The 21,588-nt window shown below is 62.5% G+C and carries 8 protein-coding genes; all 8 read right to left on the bottom strand.

Going from position 1 to position 21,588, the window contains the following annotated elements; genetic code table 11:
* Window positions 1-17 precede the first annotated feature (17 nt).
* Window positions 18-6,479, bottom strand: coding sequence for an RHS repeat-associated core domain-containing protein (locus NKJ15_RS19385; RefSeq protein ID WP_352816837.1), 6,462 nt, complete (start codon window positions 6,477-6,479; stop codon window positions 18-20).
* A gap of 25 nt (window positions 6,480-6,504) precedes the next feature.
* Window positions 6,505-9,342: a leucine-rich repeat domain-containing protein gene (locus NKJ15_RS19390; protein WP_352816840.1), complete on the bottom strand. Its 2,838-nt coding sequence runs from the start codon at window positions 9,340-9,342 to the stop codon at window positions 6,505-6,507.
* A 65-nt stretch (window positions 9,343-9,407) separates the two neighbouring features.
* Window positions 9,408-11,525: an RICIN domain-containing protein gene (locus NKJ15_RS19395; protein ID WP_352816842.1), complete on the bottom strand. Its 2,118-nt coding sequence runs from the start codon at window positions 11,523-11,525 to the stop codon at window positions 9,408-9,410.
* A gap of 19 nt (window positions 11,526-11,544) precedes the next feature.
* Window positions 11,545-13,590, bottom strand: a complete 2,046-nt coding sequence (locus NKJ15_RS19400) for a hypothetical protein (protein WP_352816845.1) — start codon at window positions 13,588-13,590, stop codon at window positions 11,545-11,547.
* On the bottom strand, window positions 13,587-14,927 hold the full coding sequence (locus tag NKJ15_RS19405) for a hypothetical protein (protein ID WP_352540056.1): 1,341 nt from the start codon (window positions 14,925-14,927) through the stop codon (window positions 13,587-13,589). Before NKJ15_RS19405 ends, NKJ15_RS19400 begins: the two co-directional genes overlap by 4 nt.
* On the bottom strand, window positions 14,924-18,772 hold the full coding sequence (locus NKJ15_RS19410) for a hypothetical protein (protein ID WP_352816848.1): 3,849 nt from the start codon (window positions 18,770-18,772) through the stop codon (window positions 14,924-14,926). Before NKJ15_RS19410 ends, NKJ15_RS19405 begins: the two co-directional genes overlap by 4 nt.
* Complete coding sequence (locus NKJ15_RS19415; protein WP_352816851.1) at window positions 18,769-20,097, bottom strand: hypothetical protein; 1,329 nt, start codon at window positions 20,095-20,097, stop codon at window positions 18,769-18,771. Before NKJ15_RS19415 ends, NKJ15_RS19410 begins: the two co-directional genes overlap by 4 nt.
* Window positions 20,094-21,224 carry a hypothetical protein gene (locus NKJ15_RS19420; RefSeq protein ID WP_352502898.1) on the bottom strand — a complete coding sequence of 377 codons (1,131 nt, stop codon included), beginning with the start codon at window positions 21,222-21,224 and terminating at the stop codon, window positions 20,094-20,096. The genes NKJ15_RS19415 and NKJ15_RS19420 overlap by 4 nt, the downstream gene beginning before the upstream one ends.
* Window positions 21,225-21,588: the final 364 nt, after the last annotated feature.

A 21,588-nucleotide genomic window follows, 5' to 3' on the forward strand; every position in this document is an offset into this window, starting at 1 on the left:
TTCTGCGTTGCCGCGAATCAGTTGTAGTGGTTGCGCGGCTTGATACCGAGCATGTCGCGCAATTGGTTCTCCGTTATGTCGTCAGGCCGCGGCGTTCCGCCGACACCGACGGTCCGCGCTTCCTCGTCCATGGAGGTATGTGGCTTTCCATCAAGCCCGTTGTAGGTGGCTGGACCCATGCCGGAAATCTGTCCCGCCTGGATGTGGGAGGCGTGGATCTGCTCATGGGCGAGCACGATGCCAGGATCGGCCGGGTTTGTCGCGACCGTGCCGGTCGATTTGTCGAACTCGCTCGACGTGCGGATACGGGCTGCCGCCGGATCGTAAGAGATGACCGCCCCTCCCGGTGTCGTCGTCGGATCCTTCGTATGATCGGCGAGATCGGTTCCGGTGCGGCCGGCCACGTTCTGGATCGTCACCGTTTCTGGGCTGTCGACAATCCTCTTGGTGAGTTCGCGCCCTGTATCCATCCCGGTACCGGGTACGAAGAAGTCCTTGACGTCGAGCCAGGCCCCGTGGAGCCAGCTTTGCGAAACTTCGCCGGTCTTGCTGTCGACTCGGGCAGTCGGGTCTGTGCGTTGGATATCCTCCTCAACTTGCCGCCGATAGGCGGCATCGCCGGCCACGATCTCCTTGAGACCTGTCGGGTCGATATAGGCCATCGGATTATTGTTGGCATAGGCGAAGAGATTGCATGATGTGGGGTTGCCGGTGCAGCGCTCAGGATCGCCGACATACAGCGGGTCGGGTGACACGAAGCGGCCAAGGGCCGGATCGTAGTAGCGGGCACCGAAGTAGTAGAGCCCGGTATCGTCGTCGAGATATTTGCCGGTGAACCGATGGTGGGTTTTTTCGCGCGGCAACTCGCCCGAAATGTCTGTCAAGTGATCGGCCCAGGCAGGAGCCAGTACTTCTGGCTTGTGCTCGGTTCCGTATGCCCGATAGAGCATTTGCTCGACCGGGGCGCCGCCCGAGGCGATCACATAGTCGCTGCTCTCGATATGATCCTTGAGGTAATAGAACCATTTACCGGTGCCGTGCTCGAGCCGCACCAACTTGGTCGAGGCAATGTTGACATAGCTCTCTTCGCCCTTTGGGCCGACCTCGAATGTCTCCACTGGATAGAGATAAAGCTGGTCTGGCTTCGATCCGTCCGGAGTAACGATCTTCTTGTATAGGCGTCGACCGGTCTGGTCGTAGCCGTAGAAGACGTCGTTGGTCGCGGTTTGCGCTCGGATGAGCCGGCCGTTGATGTCAAAGACAGTGCCGGTAAGGTTCGGCGACGTCGCCAGCTGGCCGAAGCCATCGAAACCATATGGCTTGGACGCGCTGCCGGCCGGAATGAGGCCGGTCGCGCTGGCTGCCGCCGGGACAATCCGTGCTCCGGGATCGAGCTCGTCATTGCGGGCGAAGGTGCCGGCAGGCGAATAGCCGAATTCGGCATGTTTGCCATAGCGATCGATACTCACGAGCTCGTTCTTGAAGTCATAGTGAAAGGTGCCGGAACGGTCGACATGGGTCGCGTCGCCGGCGCCACTGCCCAGCGCATCGACGATCTGTGTGATGGAGCCGTTCGAGTTGAAAGCCATGGTCAAGTCCTGCAGCGGAACGCCTCCCGCTTGCGAGACGATATGCGTCAGGAACAGCGTCGTCGGATCGTAGGTCATCTGCGTGAAGGCGCCGAGCCGGTAGTTGACGCGCTCGACCCGTCCTTCCGGATTGTACGTGATGTTCTCGATCACTTTCTGCGGGCCGGCGAAGTCCGGATGGGATACCGTCACGGAGCGGAGATTCTTGTCCGGTCCAAGCGCGAATTTCGACGTCAGGCCGCGTGGGCCGATCGATGAATCGATCCGGCCATCAAGCGTGTGATGGAAGCGATCGGCATACTTTGCGTGGTTGATCTCCACCTCGTTGGCGGTCATGCGGCCGTTCGCGTTGTAGGCGTAGCGTTCGGCCGCATCGAACAGGCCGTTGGGATCGTGGATGATGACCTCGGTTATTTTATCGAGCGGCAACGCGATCGGCACTTCGAACCCGGCCGCAGAGGCTATCTCGACGCCCCGGTCGTAGCGGTATTCGAGATGGAGGACACCGTCGTCAACCTCTGTGAGCTTGCGGTTAAGGAAGTCGTAGGTGGACGTCTGCACGGAAGCTTCGCCGTTCACGCCGACGCGCGCGATCGCTGATTGCCGCCCGCGCGCGTCGTAGAAGGCGTACCGGTCGCCCATTCCGGGGATCGACTGGAATTCGATGTCGCCGACCGAATTGTAGATCAACCGTCGAGGCGCAGTTTCGCCCGGCAGCCAAATCTCGCTCAAATAGCCGAAGGAATCGCGCACGAAGCGGGAAATTTGCATCACGCCGTCGCCATTGGCGGCGATGAAGCCGGTCACCCCGTTCTCGTTGCTGAGCGAATATTCCTCGCTCCGCACCGTACCGTCGAACTGATCGGCATAGGTCGTTATTGTGTGCGTGCCCCAAGGCCCGAAGGTCATCTCGGAAACCTTGCCCGACGGGTAAGACTCACGCACCATGCGGCCCGTTGCGTCGTAGGTGTATGTGTTGCCGATTTCGTGATCCGGACGCGGAACGTCGCCCAGCTCGAAGACCTTCTGCAGGTTCAGATCGTCGATACCGCCGAAGCTCCTGACGACGAATGGGGTCCAGCGGAAGACCAGTTTCTCGTTGCGATTGTAGAGCGCGAAGTTGCGGACCCGCACGCCCCCCTCGGCAACGCTTTCCAGGTCGGCGATCTGGTTGCCGCGGGCGTTGTAGGCGGCGAGCTCGGCAATGAATTCGCTCTCGCTTTCCGGAGTTTGGGCAGCGCTTGCGTAACGGCGCTTCGATGTCAAGATCAGTGAGGGCAGGCCGCTCTCGCCGATCTTGTAGCTGTAGAATTTCTCCGCACCGTCGGCTGCCACCTCATGGATCCTACGGCCGAGCGCGTCATAGTCGTTGGTGACGACCATGCCGAGGGGAGTCGTCATCGTTCGCACAGCTCCGGCCCGTGGCCCGTCGTAGGTCATTGACGTGATCTGGTTGAGCTCAGGCGCACCACCCGCCATCTTGGTGTGGCTCATCGGCAAGGTGCCGGTCTCTTCGTAGAGAACGGCCTCTGTCTGCCCAAGGTCGTCCGACAGCGCGGTGGTGTTGCCGAAGACGTCATAGCCCATTCTCTTGGTGAGGGTGCGGGTGGCGTTGCGGAACTGCTCGAGCGACGCCGGCAAGTTGCTGAGGCCGGAAAAGACTTCGAGTGTCCGGGTGCCCATGCGACCGCCCGCGTCGGCTAGATAGGTGAAGCTTTCACGGCTGAGCAGTCGCGTTCCGGTTAGGATACGGCGCTCGGATGCGGCGTTGACAATGCTGAGCGCGGCGAGATCGGCACGCGACTGCGCATACCCGGTCTGGGTGGTGCGGCTAAAGCCCTGAATGGTCAAATCCGCGGGTCCCGGGATATCGCGAACCTGCACAGTTTCCGAGGCGGGCATATTGAATTCGTCGAAATCGGCATACGTCTGGACCTTCACCGGGTCCTTACATTCGGGATCGGCCGGGTCCTGCTGTTCGGCGTCGCCGGCGGAACCGGTCAGCGTCTCCTTGACCTTTCTGAGATAGGACGAGCCGTCGCCACGCGAAAACGTCTCCCAAACCGACGACTCGCACTTCAACATCATCCCCGTCGTCGGCAGCTTCTGGGTGCGCGTGGCGGTCGACAGCGAGTGCAGCGCCGCCGCCGACGGATCGAGCGTCTCGGTCGTCTCCGCGCTCGCGACGAGCGTCGCCTCGGGCTTCACTTCATAGGTCTTGCGGATCTTCAGTTTGCCGGCGAGGTTCAGGTCAGCCGCCGTTTCCGCGAAGGTGTAATACTGTTCGCGATCGAGGCTTGAGCGCTGCGTGACCCGCTGGCCGGCCGCGTTCTCGTCGCCGTACGCGATCCTCTCGACGTCCGAGAAGCCGATAAAACGGCGATTGATCACATCGTAAAATGGATTGTGGTAGAAATATTCGTCCGTCTGCACTTGGGCGCGAACCTGGCCGGGTATGCCCTGCGACGTGACGAGTTGCTTGGCAACGACAACGGGAAAATGCAGGTTGCGCGTCGGCTGGCCGTTGGCGCGGTCGCGCAGCATCTCGTCGATCGAAGTCGCATAGCGAATGTCGTGCCGGCGGCCGGAATCGAAGTCGACGACCGTGAGCAGGTTGGCCTTGACCAACTGCACCGTGTCGGTGCGGTTGAAGTCAATCACGACGACGGGCTTCACCTCGTCGCCGGACGGCTTCTGGAACACGATGATTTCGCTCTGGCCGTCGCCGTCGATGTCTGCGACGCGCGAAGCGAAGGTCTGCGTCGACGCGCCCAGTTGAACCCGCAGATTGAGCGCGATGCTGAGCGGATCCTTCAGGTAGGTCCCGTCGCCGAAGCCGAGCCAGACGCGCATCTGGTCAGTGCGCTCGCCCATCGACGCGAAATCGATGATGCCGTCGCCGTTGGCGTCGATGTACCACATTGTGGCGAGGTTATCGCCGGGCTGCATGCCGCCAATCTTCGAGAAGCTGCCGTGACCGCAGACCGGATCGTTGATCGCGGCGTCGCCAAACAGCAGCGCATTCGGGTCCTTCGAGAACATGTTGCCCTGGTTCTCATAGAGGCAGAAGCCCTGGTCAGCCGGGCGGATGACGACGAGATCGGGCAGCCGGTCGCCATTGATGTCGACCATCCGCACATTGTTGCGGCCGAGTATCTGGCCGTCCTGACTGTTGAATGGGAACGCTTTGGTAAGCGCTCCGAAATTGACGTTGTAACCCCCATCGGCCTGCCGCCGGGTGAGATTGAGAAATATCCGCCATTCCGTGCGGCCATCAGCATTGAGGCGCGTCGTGACGATGTCGGACAGGCTGTCCATATTAACGTCGGCGAAGCGGCCGTTGCCGCCCGCGAATGTCGTTGGCGAGACGCCGGGCAGCGGGATCGAGCGGCCGAGATAAGGGAAGGTCCCGTCGGCTTTGCCGTCATAGACGTGCATCAGCCCGTCTTCGATTTCGACGATATCGACGAAGCTGTCGCCCAGGATGTCGGCAAAAGCGAAGCGATTGTCGGTGAGCCGGGGGGCGATCTGGCGCATTAGTCCAGCCTCGGTCGGACGCGACAGCACGAGTTGGCTGGTGTCGCCGAAGGCGCTGTTCAGGTCGCCGCTTCCGAGATGCACGGTCGCGCCGTCATCCTTGGTCTGCACGATGTCGACCAGTGCATCCATGTTGAGGTCGGCCAATTCGAAATTCTGCGGCGGGATGTCGCCGGCGAACGCCATTTTCGGCGCTTCGAACACGACGGGGCGCGACGCCAGTTCGGCGCTTGTCCACGACGAATAGCCGAAATGGATGTCCGGGAACTTCAGCGTCGATTGCGCCAGCGCCTCGCCGCCGGTGTCACCATACCGGTAGAGCACGCGCAGCTGGTCGAGCACATTGACCGACTGCGCGTCGATGAGCGGCGTGAGGTCGGCCTGAGCCTTCGCCAGGCAGTCCGGATGCGCCCGGACGACGAACTTCGACGTGTCACTGGTATCACGGCCGACATATCCCATGCACCATTGGGCGTAGACGGTGTCTTTGAACTTGGCCGTCACCTTGCCGTAGAGCCGGGCGTTCTCCTGTTTGCTGCCATTGGTGTGGCTTACGAGCGTCGATTGCGTCTCGATCAGCTCGAACTGATAGCTGCTCTGACCGCCGGCGAAGCTGGCCTTTGTCAGGTAGCTGCGTCCACCGAAACGCTGGTACTCGTAGCGGATGGCTTCGCGGTTGGCATTGAGCTGCAGCACCAGCGGCCATTTCGTGACATAGGGCGCGGCTACATCGAAATTGCCCTCCGCCACGGAGGAATCGCCGCTGAAGATCAGCCGTGTTCCGTTGGCGTTGATCACCTCGAAACCGGAGGAGATGGTGTCGGTGTGTAGGCCGCCCGTCAGGTCGAGCGAAAGGACGTCGAACGCGCCAGTGTGGTAGAGGATCTTGACGAAATCCTCGGCATATTCGGGCTTGTACTCCCAGACGCCGTTCTGGTTGCCGAGGAAGATGAGTCGCGCGCCCATATACGACAGGCGGGAGAAGAAATCGCCGCCTGGCTTGGTGCCGGGCACGGCCGTGCCGAGATCGTCATTGGCGGCGATCGCCTGGGTATTGAACTGCCAGCCGATACCGAGCCCGTTGCCGGTATCGCCCGCGAACTGGCTGTAGGTGAGGCTCAGTTGCGGCCCGAACTGGCCGCGCGTCGGCAGGGTGGGTAGCGGCACGGTGAAGTTCGCCGATCCCGTATTGTTGTTCAGCGTGAAGCTGCCTTCCTCCTGCGTGACAGTGCCGCCCGCAGCGGGCAACTGCACGATCGACGTCGCAGATTTGTCTTCGGCGCGGGCCGGTGAGCCGAGTACTGCGGCGCCAGCGGCCAGGGCTGCGAGGGCGGTAAGGGTCTTTATGAACATGGGACTACCTCTCCGGATGCAGGCACTACTGATGAATTTGCGGACCCACGATGATGAGCTGTAAGCAGTTCGGGCGCGGACAGATGACCGAGGGCTGGACGGCGATCGCGTCGTGCAGGTGAATGTTTCCATCGAAGATGCGCCACGGCTCGCGGTTGCAGGCTTCGGCGACTTGAGGGAGGAGCGGCTGCGGGAAGGAGCAGACCGGATTGTTGCCCAGATAGGTCTTTCCGATCACCGGATGGACGCTAGCGAAGTTCTCGATCCGATTGCCTCTCAGATCGACGACTGACAGCGCCGGAAGCGAGCCAAGGGGCAGCGCATCGAAGACCCGGTTGTTGCGCAGATCGATATCCGACAACGCCGGCATGTTCGATAGATTGCCGACATTGGTGATCTGGTTGTCGTTCAGGTAGATGTATTTGAGCCCGCTCGATCCGAAGCGCGGGATCGCGGATAGCCGGTTGGTGGCGAGGTTCAGTTTCTGAAGTCCTGTCAGCGAAGCGATCGGCGACGCGTCGGTGATCACATTGTCGAAGAGGTTAAGTTCGCCCAGCGCCCGGAAATGGACCACGGGGTTGACGGCGATGATCGATTTCTTGTTCAGAGTCAGGCTGGTCAGTGACTGCGCCCAGTTCTGCGCTGCACTGCAATCTGCGCTGTCGACGTGGTCGGCCTGCATGCGGCTGTCGAGCGCCGCCATGAAGCCGCGGGCGTCGCCGAGCGCAATAGAATCGAACCGGTAGACGATGCAGTATTCAGCGAAGCTGGCGTATTGCAGCGGCAGATTGCGCATGCCGGCATCCTCGAGCAGCGGCAGGTCCGCCAACGGCGTCACGGATTGTACGTGTGTGTTCGAGAAATAGAGCTTTGTCAGCTTGTTGAGCATCCCGATGCCGATCAGGTTCGACAGGGGATTGCCGTCGATGTTCAGTTGTTCGAGGCGGCGCAGCTGGAGGATGCCCTGGATCGAGGGGATCTGGTTGTTGCGGATCCAAAGCTTCGTCAGCCCCGGTACCGCCGACAGCGCCGAGACGTCGGACAATTGGTTGTCGGACAGGTCGATGGAGGTCAGATTTCCCATCACTGGGAAGAGCGAGACGCTGGTCAACCCGCGGTTCTTCGCATCGGCGAACTGGCGCGAACTGAGATCGTCATAGGCTCTGCCGCAAACAGTCTTGCCCGAGATCGATAGCAGCGCGTTCACTTCCGCGGTTTGCGCGGGCGTTAGAAAGTCGGTCTGGTTCCGCATCATACATGCCGACAGGAAGTCGCTCGCTTGCACGGGATTGTCGGAAAGATCGAGACTGATCAGGCCCGACAGCGCTGCCAGCGGTCTGACATTGGCGATCGAATTCTTCGACAGGTTGAGTGTGCCGAGATTGGTCAGGCCGGCAAGCGGCGAGACGTCCGTGATGGCATTGTTGGACAGGTTGAGCGAGGTGAGTTGCGGTAAGGTGGCGAGCGGACGCAGGTCGCTGACGATCTTCGACGACAGATCGAGTGCGGTGGTCGCCAGCAGCTTGTTGCCGACCACCAAGCACGTCCCGCCACCCTCCAGTTCGACCATGGCTCGTATGGTTTGCCCAAGCGGGGTCGCCGCGTCGCGGTGCAGCACGCACAGGTCAACGAAGCTCTGCCCGCCATTCGCCACGATTGGATTGCCGCTGAGATTGATGGCCAGCGTCGAGGGGAAGCTGCCGAGATTGGCGAAGGTCTCGATCTTGTTGTTGGCGAGGTTCAGACTGGTCAGGCCGCCGAGCGCGCTGAGCGGATCGAGCATGTCGCCCGTGAGGCCATTGTTGGCGATGGACAGGATCGAGAGCGCCTGCAGGAATTGCAGCGGCTCAAGGCTGGCGATCTTGTTGTCGTCGAGTGTGAGGTTCGTCAGCAACGCGAGCGCCGACAGCGCGCGGATGTCGGTGATGTCGTTGTCGGAGACCTCGGCCCGCGTCAGCGCGATCAGTGGCGCCAGGGCGTTGATGTTGCTGACGTGATTGCCGGAAATATCAAGAAAGGTCAGTGTCTTGAGCTTGGCCAGCGGCCCGAGTTCGGCGATCGAGTTGTTGCCGGCGATCGACAGGCTGGTGAGGTTCGTCAGCACCGCAATCGGCTCGAGTGATTGCACGCCCTTGCCGCTCAGGTTCAGCGTCGTGATCGATTCCAGGAAGGTCTGTGCGGTGGCGCAGGCGGCCGGGTTGCCGAGCGCGGAGACTCCGCCGGGCGTTGAATCGAGCACCGCCATCACGGTCGCCGTTTCAGCCGGCGTGCGGTCGCCCTTGATGCACCATTTCGCGAAGGTGGTCGGCTTGTTGACCAGCGGCGCGCCCGAGAGGCACGTGATGGTGTGGATCTTGCCGGCGAAGAACGGCGTGGGGTCGGCGTTCAGCGCCTGGTCGAGATTGAGCTTCAACTCGGTGACCAGCGGTGCGCAGGATGGAATGTAGAGCCGGTCGGAAAATGTCGTCGCGCCGAAGTCTGAGGGAAATTGCAAGTAGTAGATGAGGCCGCTGCCATTATCGTACGCGAACACCTTTATTGGGTATGTCTCGCCCGAGGGGCACAGCAGCGGATTGGCGGCCGGATCCGCGGCGGCGATCGCGCTGTCGACGGCGGTCAACACCTCCGAGGGAACCGTCGCGAAGCCAAGTCCGCGGATCACTGCTTCCTCGTCCGCCTGGTCCTTGCAGCGGATGCGGTAGCCGCGCCCGTCGGAGATAAGCAACGGATAATGCAGCCGGTTCGCCTCCAGCGCCGGATCCTCGAACAGCACAACCTTCGGCTCGTCCGCGCGGGCCGGGCCGGCGGCGGCGGCCACGAGCATGACCAGAACAAGGAGCAGCGATTGGCCGATGCGGTTCATCTGGTTTCTCCTTTCGAGGCTCAGGCTGATCGATGCGGCTCAATCAGCCCGAACCAATGGCAGCGCTACATCTCGTCCGCGGTCTTGATGGTCCAAAAGCTCGACGGCTCGCGATCGCAAGTGAACTGAAGGGCTGGGATGTTGTTCAAGTTGCTAACCCCGCCGGCAATGATCAGGCACTTGCCTGTCTGGACGTTTTCCGCCTGAACTCCGTCGCGCGTCTCGACAAGGTTCCAACGACGCGAAGGATCGCTGTCACAGTTGAACTGCAAGGCCGGGATGTTGTCTTCGGTACTGACTCCGCCGGCAATCGTCAGGCACTTGCTTGTCCGGACGTTGGCCACCTGGAAGCCATCGCCCGTCTCGACCAGCCTCCAGCGCTGCCATTGACTGCCGTCGCAGTCGAATTGCACCGTCGGTGCATTGTTGTCGGTTCGTCCTTCCGCGACCGAAAGGCACCTTTCGGTTTGCCGGTTCACCAGCAACACTTCCGGGTCGGCCGCCCGGATGCTCCAGAACCGCGACGGATCGCGGTCGCAGTTGAATTGGAGGGCAGGGACGTTGTCATCGGTGCTCACCCCGCCGGCAATGGTCAGGCATTTGCTCGTCTGCATGTTTTCAGCCTGGAAGCCGTCGCCGGTTGCGGTCAGCTTCCAGCGCCGCGACGGATCTCGGTCGCAGTCGAATTGAAGGGCCGGGATGTTGTTGTCGGTGCTGACACCGCCGGCAATCGTCAGGCATTTTCCGGTCCGCACGTTCTGTAACTGAAAACCGTCATTCGTCTCGACCAGCTTCCAGCGGCGCCACTGGTCGCCGTCGCAGTTGAACTGTACGGCCGGCGCGTTGTTGTCGAGGCGCCCCTCGGAAACTGCCAGGCATTTGCCGGTCTGCATGTTTGCCAGCACCACGTCTCCCTCCTTGATCGCCGTGATGCAGGCTTCGAAAATTTTCCCGGTGGCCGCGGTCGATTGCTCCGGTCGACTGATGCAGACCGGATTGCCGTCCAGCGAAGGCTTGAATGGCAGGATGGCGCTGACGGACTGCACCGTGGCCAGACGGTTCGCGCGCAGGTTAAGAGAGGTGAGTTCGGTAAGGCCCATCAAGGCGCGCGCATCCGTGACGCGGTTTTTCGACAGGTCGAGCGCCGTGAGCTCTTGCAGAAACCGCAACGGCGACACGTCGGCGATCTTGTTGCTGGCCAGAACCAGTCGCGTCAGCGCCCGCGCCGAGGCGAGCGGCCGCAGGTCGGCGATCTGGTTGGAACTGAGGTCGGCGTCGGCCAAATCCTTCATCACGCCAGTCACGTTGATGTTGCTGATCCTGTTTCGCGACAGATCGAGAAAGGTAAGCTTGGTCAGCTTTTCCAGATCGCGCGTGTCGGCTATTTCATTGCCGGACAAGGTCAGGCGCGTCAGATGGGTAAGTGTCGCCAGCGGCTCGAGATTTGTCAGCCGTCGCCCGGCAAGGTCGAGCGTCGTGCTCGACGCGAGAAAGTCCTGCGCGCTTGCGCACGCCGCCGGATTGCCCAACGCGGAGGCACCGCCGGGTGTCAGCTCGAGCAGCTCCTCGACCGTCGTCTGCTGGGCAGGATCAAGGTCGTTCTTGATGCACCAACTGGCAAAGGTCGTCGGCCGTCCGACAAGCGGCGGGCCCGCCAGGCATGCGATGGTATGGACCTTTCCGGCAAAGAAAGGGGTGGGGTCGGCCTCGATCGCCTGATTGAGGTTGAGCTTTAATCCTTCGACCAACGGCGCGCAGCCGGGAATGTAGAGTTGGTCGGAAAAGGATGTTGACCCGAAATCGGTCGGGAACTGCAGGTAGTAGACGAGCCCGCTGCCGCTATCATGCGCAAAGACCTTGATCGGGTAGTGCTCGTCGGATGGGCACAACAGCGGATTGGCGGCTGGGTCGGCCGCGATGACCGCATTGTCGACGGCGCTCAGCATTTGCGACGGGACGGTTACTAAGCCCAGTCCGCGGATCACTGCTTCCTCGTCCGCCTGAACACTGCAGCGAATGCGGTAGCCGCGTCCTTCGGAGATGAGCAGGGGATAGTGCAAGCGAGTGGCGTTCAGCGTCGGGTCCTCCAACAGAACGAGCTTCGGTTCCTCGGCTCGGGCCCGACCGGCGCCGATCACCGCAAGCAGCGCCAGCAGGAGCAGCGATCGGGCTATGCGGGTCATCTGGTTTCTCCTTTCCGCTCTATTCGACCAGGCTGAAGCGGCCTGGCCCGCAGGCCCGGCTGGTATTGTCGTGTGCAATGTCGTTGCCCGGCAGCAGGAAACTGGCGCTGGAGGCGCTGTCGGCGAAACTGACCGCGCAGCGGAAGCCGGACACCGTCGAGGTGGTGAAATTCGCCGACGAACCGCGCTCGAGCTGGATGGCGGAGCCGACCGTAAGGCCAGCGGCCATGGGCGCGAGCCTGTCCGAGCGACCCGCCACGACCGCGCCGCGCAGAACTAGCGGATTGGCGGCGGCGATGTCGGTGAAGGCCATCCGCATCAGGCTGTCGGAGGTGAGCACCGCGCCGAAGCGTGCGCGCACAATGCTGGAGCGGGCAGGCGCTTGGGCCGAGATCAGCAGCCGTGCCCGAACGCCTTGGATCGCCAGCATGTCTGCTTCGACCCTGAGCCCGCGCGCATAAAGGTCCGCCAGGCACAGCGACGCGCCCCGCGCGATCGGCGACAGTCCGTCCGCCACGGTGCCGATAGTCACATCGTCGAGCGCGACCGCGCCATTCTGCGCGATCACGGCGACGACCTCGTCGGTCGTTTGAGCGGCTGCCCGCGCCAGATCGATCCGCTCGAGTTCGAGCCGCGGCAATCCATCGGCGACGATGATCACGCCTGTGGCTGACAGGATGCATGACGACGTGCCGGCAGGCACTCGGTTGGCGGTGCCGACGAGCCGCGTGCGGGCAACGCCGGGGGCCGGCGCCATGTGCACGGTCTTGAACGGCAATCCCTTCAGGATTAGCGTCTGCGGCATCTGGACCGATGCGGGCAGTTCGAGCCTGAGATTCGCCCGCCCGGCGCAATCGCCCTCGGCAGAGAATTGCGCCAGCGTCAGCGTGCCGCCATCATTGATGCGGCGAAGGCACGTATCGCCGGCCGAACCCCGACAGTCGAACCCGGTACCCGGCGCCGGAGCGGCTGTCAGCGCGCGATCCGTCTCGCCCATCCAGTCGCCAATGCCGGGGGCGGAGAGGCCGAGCGCCAACGTCAGACGCGGGCAACCCGTAAATGACAGGCTTCGCCCCTCCGCGAAGATCCAATCCAGCCGCGCATTGCCGAGGGAGTCAAGCGAGGTGATGGACAGGCCGGCTGACAGCGGGGTCAGGCCGAGGTCGATACCCGGCTGCGCGAAGGTCGAGTGCTCGCGCTGATAGCCATCGCAATTCGACAGACACAGGTCGACGAAGGGCGCCGAACGAAGCGCCGCCACCGCGTCGGCGCCGAGCAGGGTTACGGCCTCGGCCTCAGCGATGCCGAAGAATGATCGCAGCTTCTTCTCCGCCGCTTCCGCTCCGGCTGCATCGGCAATGATGTCGCGCGTCGCCTTGCCGTCAAGGCGCACAATCGGCAGGTAGGAGGGCTGCGCACCTTCGCCCGGCGGCGCGTAGCGCACGACATAGATCGTGTCGCCAATGCTTTCGGCGCTGAGGAAGGTTTCAAACCGGTGCAGACTCCAGCGCGCCGCACTCGCCACCGCTACATTCGATGTGCCGCCAAGATCGGCGCGCCCGCAATCGAACACGAAGGGTGTCCCGACATCGGGCGGCGCGACGAAGCCCTGCAGTACGCCAGGGAGTTGCAACCGCTCGCGGATGGCGAGCGCTGCCTTGATCTCCGCGCAGGCGGCGGGGACGGCGAAATAACCGCGGCCCGAGACGGCGGGGAGATAGTAGTTGCCCGATGCCTCGACATCGGCCCAGATGGCGGTCGTCGCCGGCCAGTCGATATCGAAGGCCGTGCCGGGGCATGGCAAGCGCGGCTGCGCGCCGAAGCCGTTTTCGGTCTGAAGCTTGGCGAACGTTGCCTCCGAGACGATAGCGGTGTCAGGCAGGTGCAGCAGCCGCTTCGCCTGGCCGGCGCTGGCGCAGCCGGCAAGCTCCACCGCCTTGCCGTCGAAAAGCGCGACATAGACGTCCTTGTTCTGATCGGTGACGAAAGCGTCAAGCTGCGGCTCGGCGCGGGCCACCGAAGTGCTGGCGAGAAACAGGGTGAGCAATGCGGCCGCCTGTCTCATCTCAGTTCGCTCAGGCAGCTTGCCGCACGGGTGGGGTCCATATTGACTTCGGTCATCAACGGATCGAGGCCGGCCGACTGGCACAGCTCCTTGACCGAGATCGAGTGCGGCCCCTGGAAATCGACCTTGAGAGTTCCATTGCTCATCTGCCCGTTCTGGCCGATGCACAGCGGATTGTTGGCGAGCGCCGGCCGACGGCAGGTGCGGATGACGTCTGCCATTGCGCGGCGGTTGGTCAGTTCGCAGAAGTAGATGCGGCAAAGCGCGGCGACTGCGGCGCGGTTCTCGGCGTCGGCATTGATGATGCGCTTGATGTCGGTGATCACGCCGCTCGCCTTGGCTGCGAACGCTAGGCCTTCGACGCGAGTCTTCTCGCCCGCAATCTCGCCCGACCGTTCGGTGATCTTCGGCATCAGGTTGATGTTTTCCGACGTTATGAACAGGCCGCCTTTCCAGCGGTCGAACTCGTCGAGGATCGAGGTCGCCCTCAGGATCGCTTCGCGGTAGGCGTTGTAGATCGGCCCCATCTTGGTGTCGCGCGCCGCCTCGTAAACCTGGTTTAGCGCAGCGTATTCCTTGTTCACCGCGTCGGCGCCCGCCTTGATACCGTCGATGCCGGCGCGCGAACTCTGCACCAGACCCTCGGCACGCTTCAGCTTGCGGGAAAACATCGCCGTAATCGGGCTCTCGACGCTGGCGAAGTAGTTTTCGATCACCTTGCCGGCCGCTCCGTCGGCGAAGGCATTGATCTCGGTGTCGGACAGATTGGAGATCAGGCCGCACTGGGCGTCGAAATCGGCGCTCAAGGGCCCGGCCTGGCAGGAGCTCATCTCCGCCAGTCTCTGATCGAGCGTTCGGTTCGAAGCGAGCCCGTCGGCATACTCGAACAGCGCATGATTCCATTCGATAGCATTCAAGTCAGCCTGGCTGTGCCGCCGGTCGCGGCAGAACAGCGTCTGCTCCATCCGGCTCTGGTTGCCCGAAGCGCGGTAGGCGTCGAGGTGACGCGTCGCCTCGGCGCAGGTCGCCAGACCTGAAATCAGCCCGGCAAGCTGCTGGTGGACGGGCGGCAGTCCGCGTGTCTGCGCCTCCCGCATTAGATTGGCGGCGCGTTGGCTGTCTTCGGGACTGCGGGCCGGGCGGTGGAAGACGCAGAGGCCTTGCTCGAAGGTTTTCAGCGTGCCGTCCGGAATGGCCGGCCCCTCGCAGTTTGGAGCGTCGAGAACACGCGATTCGATCGTATAGCCGGCAAGATTGTCGACGAAGAGGTCGCGCGCGGCCGCTCCCGTCGCGCCAAGCGCCAGACCGAGCGCCGCTGTGGCGATGATCGCTCTCATGGCGCGCTCGCGAAGATGAAATAGAGGGTGAACACAGCGCCGTCGAAGGGGCAGTCGCTCGGCTGCAGCGACAGCCGGTACGAGCCGATCAGCGGCGCGCCGAGATAGGGCAGGATCAGGCTTGTGTCGTTCGACGGTCCGGGTGCGCGCGGGAACTTGCGCGCCTGGTAGCGATCCTGAACCCAGTAGCGGATGATCCGGCTGATCTCGTCGCCGCTGTCGGCCTGGTTGAAAAAGGTCTGCAAGGCGACCCGCTCCGGCCCGACCGAAATGTCGGCGCGGACCTCGTTCGACCCCTTGGTCAGCGGCTTGAACACGAAGCCGCTGCCGCGGTGTTGCAAGGCGAAGCGGTTCCACTGCGCGCCAGTGCACTGGTAGTCGGTGCCGACGAAGACATCGATCAGGGTTAGGTTCTTGCGCTCGCGGAATTTGTTGGGCGCCCATAGCGCGAAATAGCCGTTCGCTTTCATCAGCCCGTCGGTCGATGCGAAGGGCGAAACCTCGAACTCGACATTCTCGTCGAGCGCCAGCTTGCGGGCGAAACCGGAATTGGCGGGCACTACGATCTGGGCGACATCGATATTGATCTGCCGCTCGTCGAAAAAGCGCTTGGCGACAATGTCGTCGATCATTGCCTGCAGCTGGGTTGCGTTGCGCACATAGACCTCGGGCACAGTCGCGGCCTCGCCGGTGAAGGCCTGCACCACTTCAAAGCGGCGGCGCATCAGGTGCATCAGCCGGTTGGCGGTCTCAAGAACGCGCCGCTTGGTCACCAGATATTCGGGAATGCCCTTCATCAGGTCGGCTACGGTGTCCTGGGTCGCGATGAACAGATTCTTGCCCGTCGCCGGATCGTCGATTTGGGTAACGAGCTTGGTCATGTCTTCTTGCTGCTTTGTCACCTCCGCCTGAATATTGCCCTGGAACTTCAGGATGCTGTCCTGGAGCGCGCGGCTCTTGAGACCGAGATCCTTGGCCTGGTTCAGGCCCGCGACGAGTTCCTCGGTGTTGCCGCGCGACTGCGTGATGCGCTGCTCGACGAAGGCGAGTTCGGCATCGTTCAGTGCCAGCATCTTGTCCCTCTGCCTGTCGCGTAGTTCGTTGATCAGGTTGGTCGAGGCATTTGATTTCTCGGCGAGGCCGGTGACGGTCGTCTGCGCAGCGCGAACGCGCTCGATGCGGCCGTTGGTTGCCGCGACCAGTTCGGCAACACGTGCATTGTCCTCGTTGAGCTGAGCTTCCGACAAGGACAGCTTGTCGAGTTCGAGATTGAGGATCGCGATCTCATTGGTCAGCCGGTCGATCGTGCGCTGCTGGTCGGTGATCTGGAAACTGAGCATGTCGTTTTCGCGCGCCTGAAGATCGAGTCCGGCAAGTATTCGTTCATGGTCGGACGTGAGCCGCGCCACCTGTTCGTCGATGCCGAGATCCTGGCTCTGGCAGTCGACCGCCGCCATCGAGCCCTGCAGTGTCAGCTCCTTGATCTCTTCGGCCCCTTGCGCCAGCCGGCCGGCGAGTTGGAAATGCGTGTCGATCAGCGCCCGGGCCTTGAGCGCCTTGTCGAGGTCGAGTTCCTCATTCGCTTGGCGCAGCTGCGTGATCCTCTGCTGCAGGCCGTTGATCTGGTTGATGTTCTCCTGCGTCACCCGCCCGGTCGCGATGATCGTCGACAAGATCGACTGTGCCGCTTCGAGCGACGCCTTGACGACCTTGGAGGTGTCGATCTTGGTCGCCGCGCCGCTGGCGAGCCCGCAGGCGCAGACGTTGACCTCGGGTATCGCCGCGGAGATCGCGTAGGCGGCCTGGATGGCGGTGAGCGTGATCTGCGCGGCCTGCGTCGTGCCGTTGAACGCAGCGAACCAGGCGATCACTTCGGTCAACTGGCCGTCGACCTGGTCGCGGGCTTCCTCAAGGTCCGCCTTTTTCTTGGCATAGGCGTCACGCTCGGCTTCATAGAGCTTCTTGGCGAAGTCGGTTTCCGTCTGTGTGAACGAGCCGCAACTGACGTTCGCCAGTTCCTGCGGCAGCGAGACGTTCGACGTGATCATCTGCTGGTCGGACATCAGCGGCTCGACGTCGGCGAAATCGGCGTCACCGATGACGCACTTCATCAGGAAAGCCCTGGCCTGGGTCTGTGTGGCCAAGAGCTGAGCCCTGAGGCCCGACTGTCCATCAGGGCCGCACATCTGGGCGACATACTGGTTGCGCGTGAAGGCCGGCGTCACTGTCTGGCACGGCTGTTCGCCCGCAAGCAGCGGGGTGAATGGATGGGCCGGCGCCTCTCCGATCAGGGCGAGCTGGTTCTCGATGCCGCAAAGCTGTTCGCGGTCGACGGCCCGGCGGCGCTGATAGAGATCGGTCTGGCGCAGTTGCAGTTCGGTGATTGCGTCGTTGGCGCGGGCGATCGCACCCTGGTTGTTGGTGATCTGGGTTTGGAGGATCTGCCGCTGGCGAACCGCCTGTTCGAGCTGGTTGGCGTTGCGCTCGGTCTGGCGGGCATATTCGGTGATCTGGCTCTCGAGCGAGGAAATCTGCAGATCGAGGTTCATCTGAGTCATTTCCCAATTCAGCAGCCAGCGCAGTTCGTTGCGCCGCTCGACTTCGGCCTCCTTGGAGAGGACGATGAGATCGAGTTCCTGCCTGTCACTGATCTGACGGCGCTGGTTCTCGAACTCGGCGATCTTGGTGCCGAGCTCGATCTCCAGCGACCTGATCTGCTGGCGATAGCCGAACGTGTCCTTCTCGGCGTCGACCGCGTTGATCTCTTGCTGGACGGTGGTGGCGAAGGTCTGCGCCTCGTGCTCCAGCTTGCCGATTTTGTGGGCGATCAGGTTGACTTCCTGGCTGCGGATCGTCCGCTCCTCATCGATCGCGCGGGTCGCTTGGCCTTCCTTGTTCGCGTACCACCGCTCAACCAGCGCCTCGACATTGCGCTCGACCTCGGTCAGTCGCTGTTCGCTTTCGGCCAGGGCCTGCTGCAGTTCTTCGAACGGGATCGTGGTGAACTGCATGGGGTCGATGTTGAGGAACAGGAAACCCTTGTGCACGCTGTCCATGCGGGCATCGAGGTCGCTGTGCTGCAGCAGCAGGTCGGCGCGCAAGTCGTCGTAGGTGGACTCGCCCGGAATATCCATCTGCGTCTCGACCAGCACCCACATTGCGGCCTCGTAATTGGTGTAGGCCTTGGAGAGGTTGGGTTGGCTGTCGAGGCCGGCGCCTCCGACAGCGCCCAGCGTATCGTAGACCAGGAAGTCGAGCGCCTTGACGCGCGCCTCCGAGAGGGTCTGGTACCAGACGTCGCCGGTGTTCATAAGCAACTGGATCTTCAGCGAGGATAGCGCCGTCAACTGCCGCACGAAGCTGCGGTAACTCGCATCCGCTCCCGCCGCGGCTCCCTGGTCGTTGCCTTGTTGCCGCGCGAGAATGCGAAGACCCCTGTCGACGATCTCGATGCCTTGCCGGCCGAATTCCTGCGCCGCCTGCGGCGAAACCGGCGTATCGTTTCGGCTGACACCGCTCGCCGACGACAGGAAGGGCATGTCGGCCGCGAGGAACAGGCGGTAGCGCCCGAGTTGCAGATGGCAGTCGAAATCGCACACGATCGCCAGCCGTCCGGTCGCCTCGTCGCCGCAGGTCGTCAGGAACTGTTCGAGTTCGGTGGCGACTTCACCCATATATTTTACGTCGGCGCGGAAATTAGCGATCTTCAGCAGGGTCGTCAGCTCGCCGGCATGGCCGGCCGCCGCGTCGACGTCGAGCGCCATGCAGTCCTGCGCGCGCGCCATTCCCGCAGCGCCGAAGACGACGCCGGCAACCAGTCCGCAAAGCAGGAAAAACCGTCTCATGGCTGCCCCGTCGTCAGAAGAACCTCGGAAATCTGGCGCACGTGCCGGGCAAGTTCGGCCATCTGCGCCTTGGAAAGCGAAGGATTCTGGAACCGCCCGACCACCGCCCGGGCATGATTGATGCAGTCTTCGTAGGGCCCATTGATCTTCGCAGTCAGCGCGCCGGTGTCCAGCGTGAGGTCGAGCGTCGAATACGCGCCGGCCAGTCCTGCGCAGGAAGAAAGCTCTGACGTGATCGTCGGATCGTCGACGACATGCGCGAGGCCGGACAGAGCCGTCATCACCCCTTCGATTTGTCCGACGATCTGTGCCATCCTTGCCTTACCGTCCTCGAACTCCTTCAGCGAATCCGGCTGGTTGAGGCTGGAGAGATCGACGGCCTGCAGCGTGGCGATCGTCTCGGCTGCTTTCAGCTGGTCCTCCTTGACGAGCACCATGTTGGCCTGAGCGTTGCCGAGTACTCGCTCCAACTCCATCACCTCGGCCGACTTGATCGTCACGTCCATCTCGTTGACCAGCGACTGATATTGGGTCGAAGCGGCGTTCATCAGGTTGAGCGTGTCGTCGACCTTCGTCCTGACCGCCTTGACGATCTGTTCGCGCACCCGCGTCTCGATGAGGCCGGTCGTCTCGGCCCGCCCACGCACTGGCTTGGCCGAACAGACCAGCTTTGCCAGCGCGTCCGAGCCGAGCCGTGCACGCACCGCCCCAACGATCGGGAATAGCGGGCGCCAGGCAGCAGGCAGCGCATCCGCGCTTGCGCCCGACAAAGGTCCAGCATCGATCTCGTTCATACGCGTCAGATGCCGGCATTTCTCCTGCAAGTCGGCCCCGGAAAAGTAAAGCCGCCCGGTGATCAGGTAAGCCTCGATCGCGGCTGCGTATTGTCGCCCGACGAGGGCGGCGAGTTCTTCAGCGTTATCGGTCGAGACCGGGGCGAAGAAGCGGTAGCGGCTGAGATAGATCTCCGCCCAGGCGAGGCGGCGCATCAGCACCGAGGCGTCGTCGGCCGAAAGCGGGATGACCGGAAAGCCGACGCTGCGGCTGCCGCCCGAGGGGGCAGATGCCTCGCCGATCACCTCGCCGGCGAAGGGCAGGCCGAAATCGGGCTGCGTCGCCTCGTGACTCGGTTCGACGGCGACGGGGCCGGGGGCGAGCAAGCTGAACCGGGTCGTTTCGGGCGTCGCGTTCGAGAGCGTGGCGTTCCAGAAGCCGTCAAGTTTTTCCGATGTGTAAGCGCGCTCCAGAATCGATGCGCCGCCGGCTTCGCTGGCCAACACGCAACTGACGATGACGAATAACGCGATGTCTCGGAAGCTTGTCATCGGCAGTACCACACCCTGTCGGCTGCGCCTGCCTGGGCGCAGATGCCGGTCGCAGCGCCGTGCGCCTTCCAGTCCGCCTTAATCTTGGTGAGATCATTGAATGCGCCCTGTGCCGCGTTGTCGGCATGAACCTCGGCATCCAGTCGCCAGAAGGGCTTTGCCGGATCGGTCGGGAGCAGCACCCCGATCATATTGATGTGGAAGGCGGAGACTTTGAGAAAGTCCTCAGCGCTAGCGACGGTCTTGCGATTAAGATTGGCGTATTGCTCAGGCGTTACGTTGCCGAGCGCCCGCTTGAACTCTTCCTCCGAAACTTCGACGGAGCGCAGCATCTGCGTCGTCTTCGCTGCCAACCCGTCGAGGATTGAGGTGTTGGCGACCAGCGTCGCGCCCGCACCGCTCACCGGTCCGAAGATCTCCGCGAAAATGGCGCGGATCGCCTTCAAGTGCGTGTCGGCCGACTTAATCTCGACGCGGCGCAGCGCGATGCCCGTTTCGAGGTCTGACGCCCGACTGACGAAGCCACTCAGCGCGCCTTGCAGCGTTTCGAACGAGGAACGGGCTTCCGGCGGCGGCTGCAGGAACACCGAGCGCGCATAGCGTACGGCCTCACTGCGGGCGATGTCCTCGACGGCGGCGCGTGTGAGTGCCGATTCCGGGCAACCGGTTACGCTGCCGAGGTCGGTCAGCATCTGCGCGGCATGATAGATTTGATCCATCTGTCGCACCGTGCCGAAGGAGCCGCTGGTGGTGAACTCGGTCTCGACGCCGGACAGATAGTCGGTCAGGTATTCGCGCGCGAACTTCACCATCTCGCACTGCACGCCGGCGGCACGTTCGCGAATGTGGCGGCCGTAGAATGAGGCGCCGACGAAGTATTTCTGGTCGGGCGTCGGTTCGAACCGCTCGACGAAGAGCGACTGGATAACGGTATCGTATTCACCGCACGCATAGGTGCGTTCAAGGCATGCGGGGTCGGTCTGCAGGTCGCACTGCGATAGCGCGGGGCCGCAGATTTGCTGGGCTGCAGCGGGGTCAATTCCTTCGCCGTGCACAAGAAACGCCGCGACGATGATCGCTCGATTGAAGATGTACCTCTTCAACATAACGACCAAAGGAAAATGCACAAAAGCCTCCCCCACCGTCGAAACGGCGGCCTCATTGCTCTTTACTGGCAATATGCTAGCAGGCTACTTTTGGTATTTGTTCGCTACAGCGGAAATTGGCCGCCGAAGGCGTGGCCAATTCAAATTCAGCTTCGCTTTAAAATGCACTGCTAAAGTAAGATAGAACGGTTTGTCTGTCGATACACGTGGCTTTTTGCATTCCGTTACGGAAATGCGTGCCTAAGTGTTGATGCAGTTAACGCATCGTAAAGAGTTGTCTTTTCCGCTCTCTTGGCCCCGTCCAAGCATCGTTCGGCGCCCACGGTTCGAATGCGGGAGGTCACGATCTGGCCTTGGCCCTAACCTCAACCAATCTGCGCGCGCT

It is taken from the genome of Mesorhizobium sp. M0207 (assembly GCF_040321995.1).
GTDB lineage: Bacteria > Pseudomonadota > Alphaproteobacteria > Rhizobiales > Rhizobiaceae > Mesorhizobium.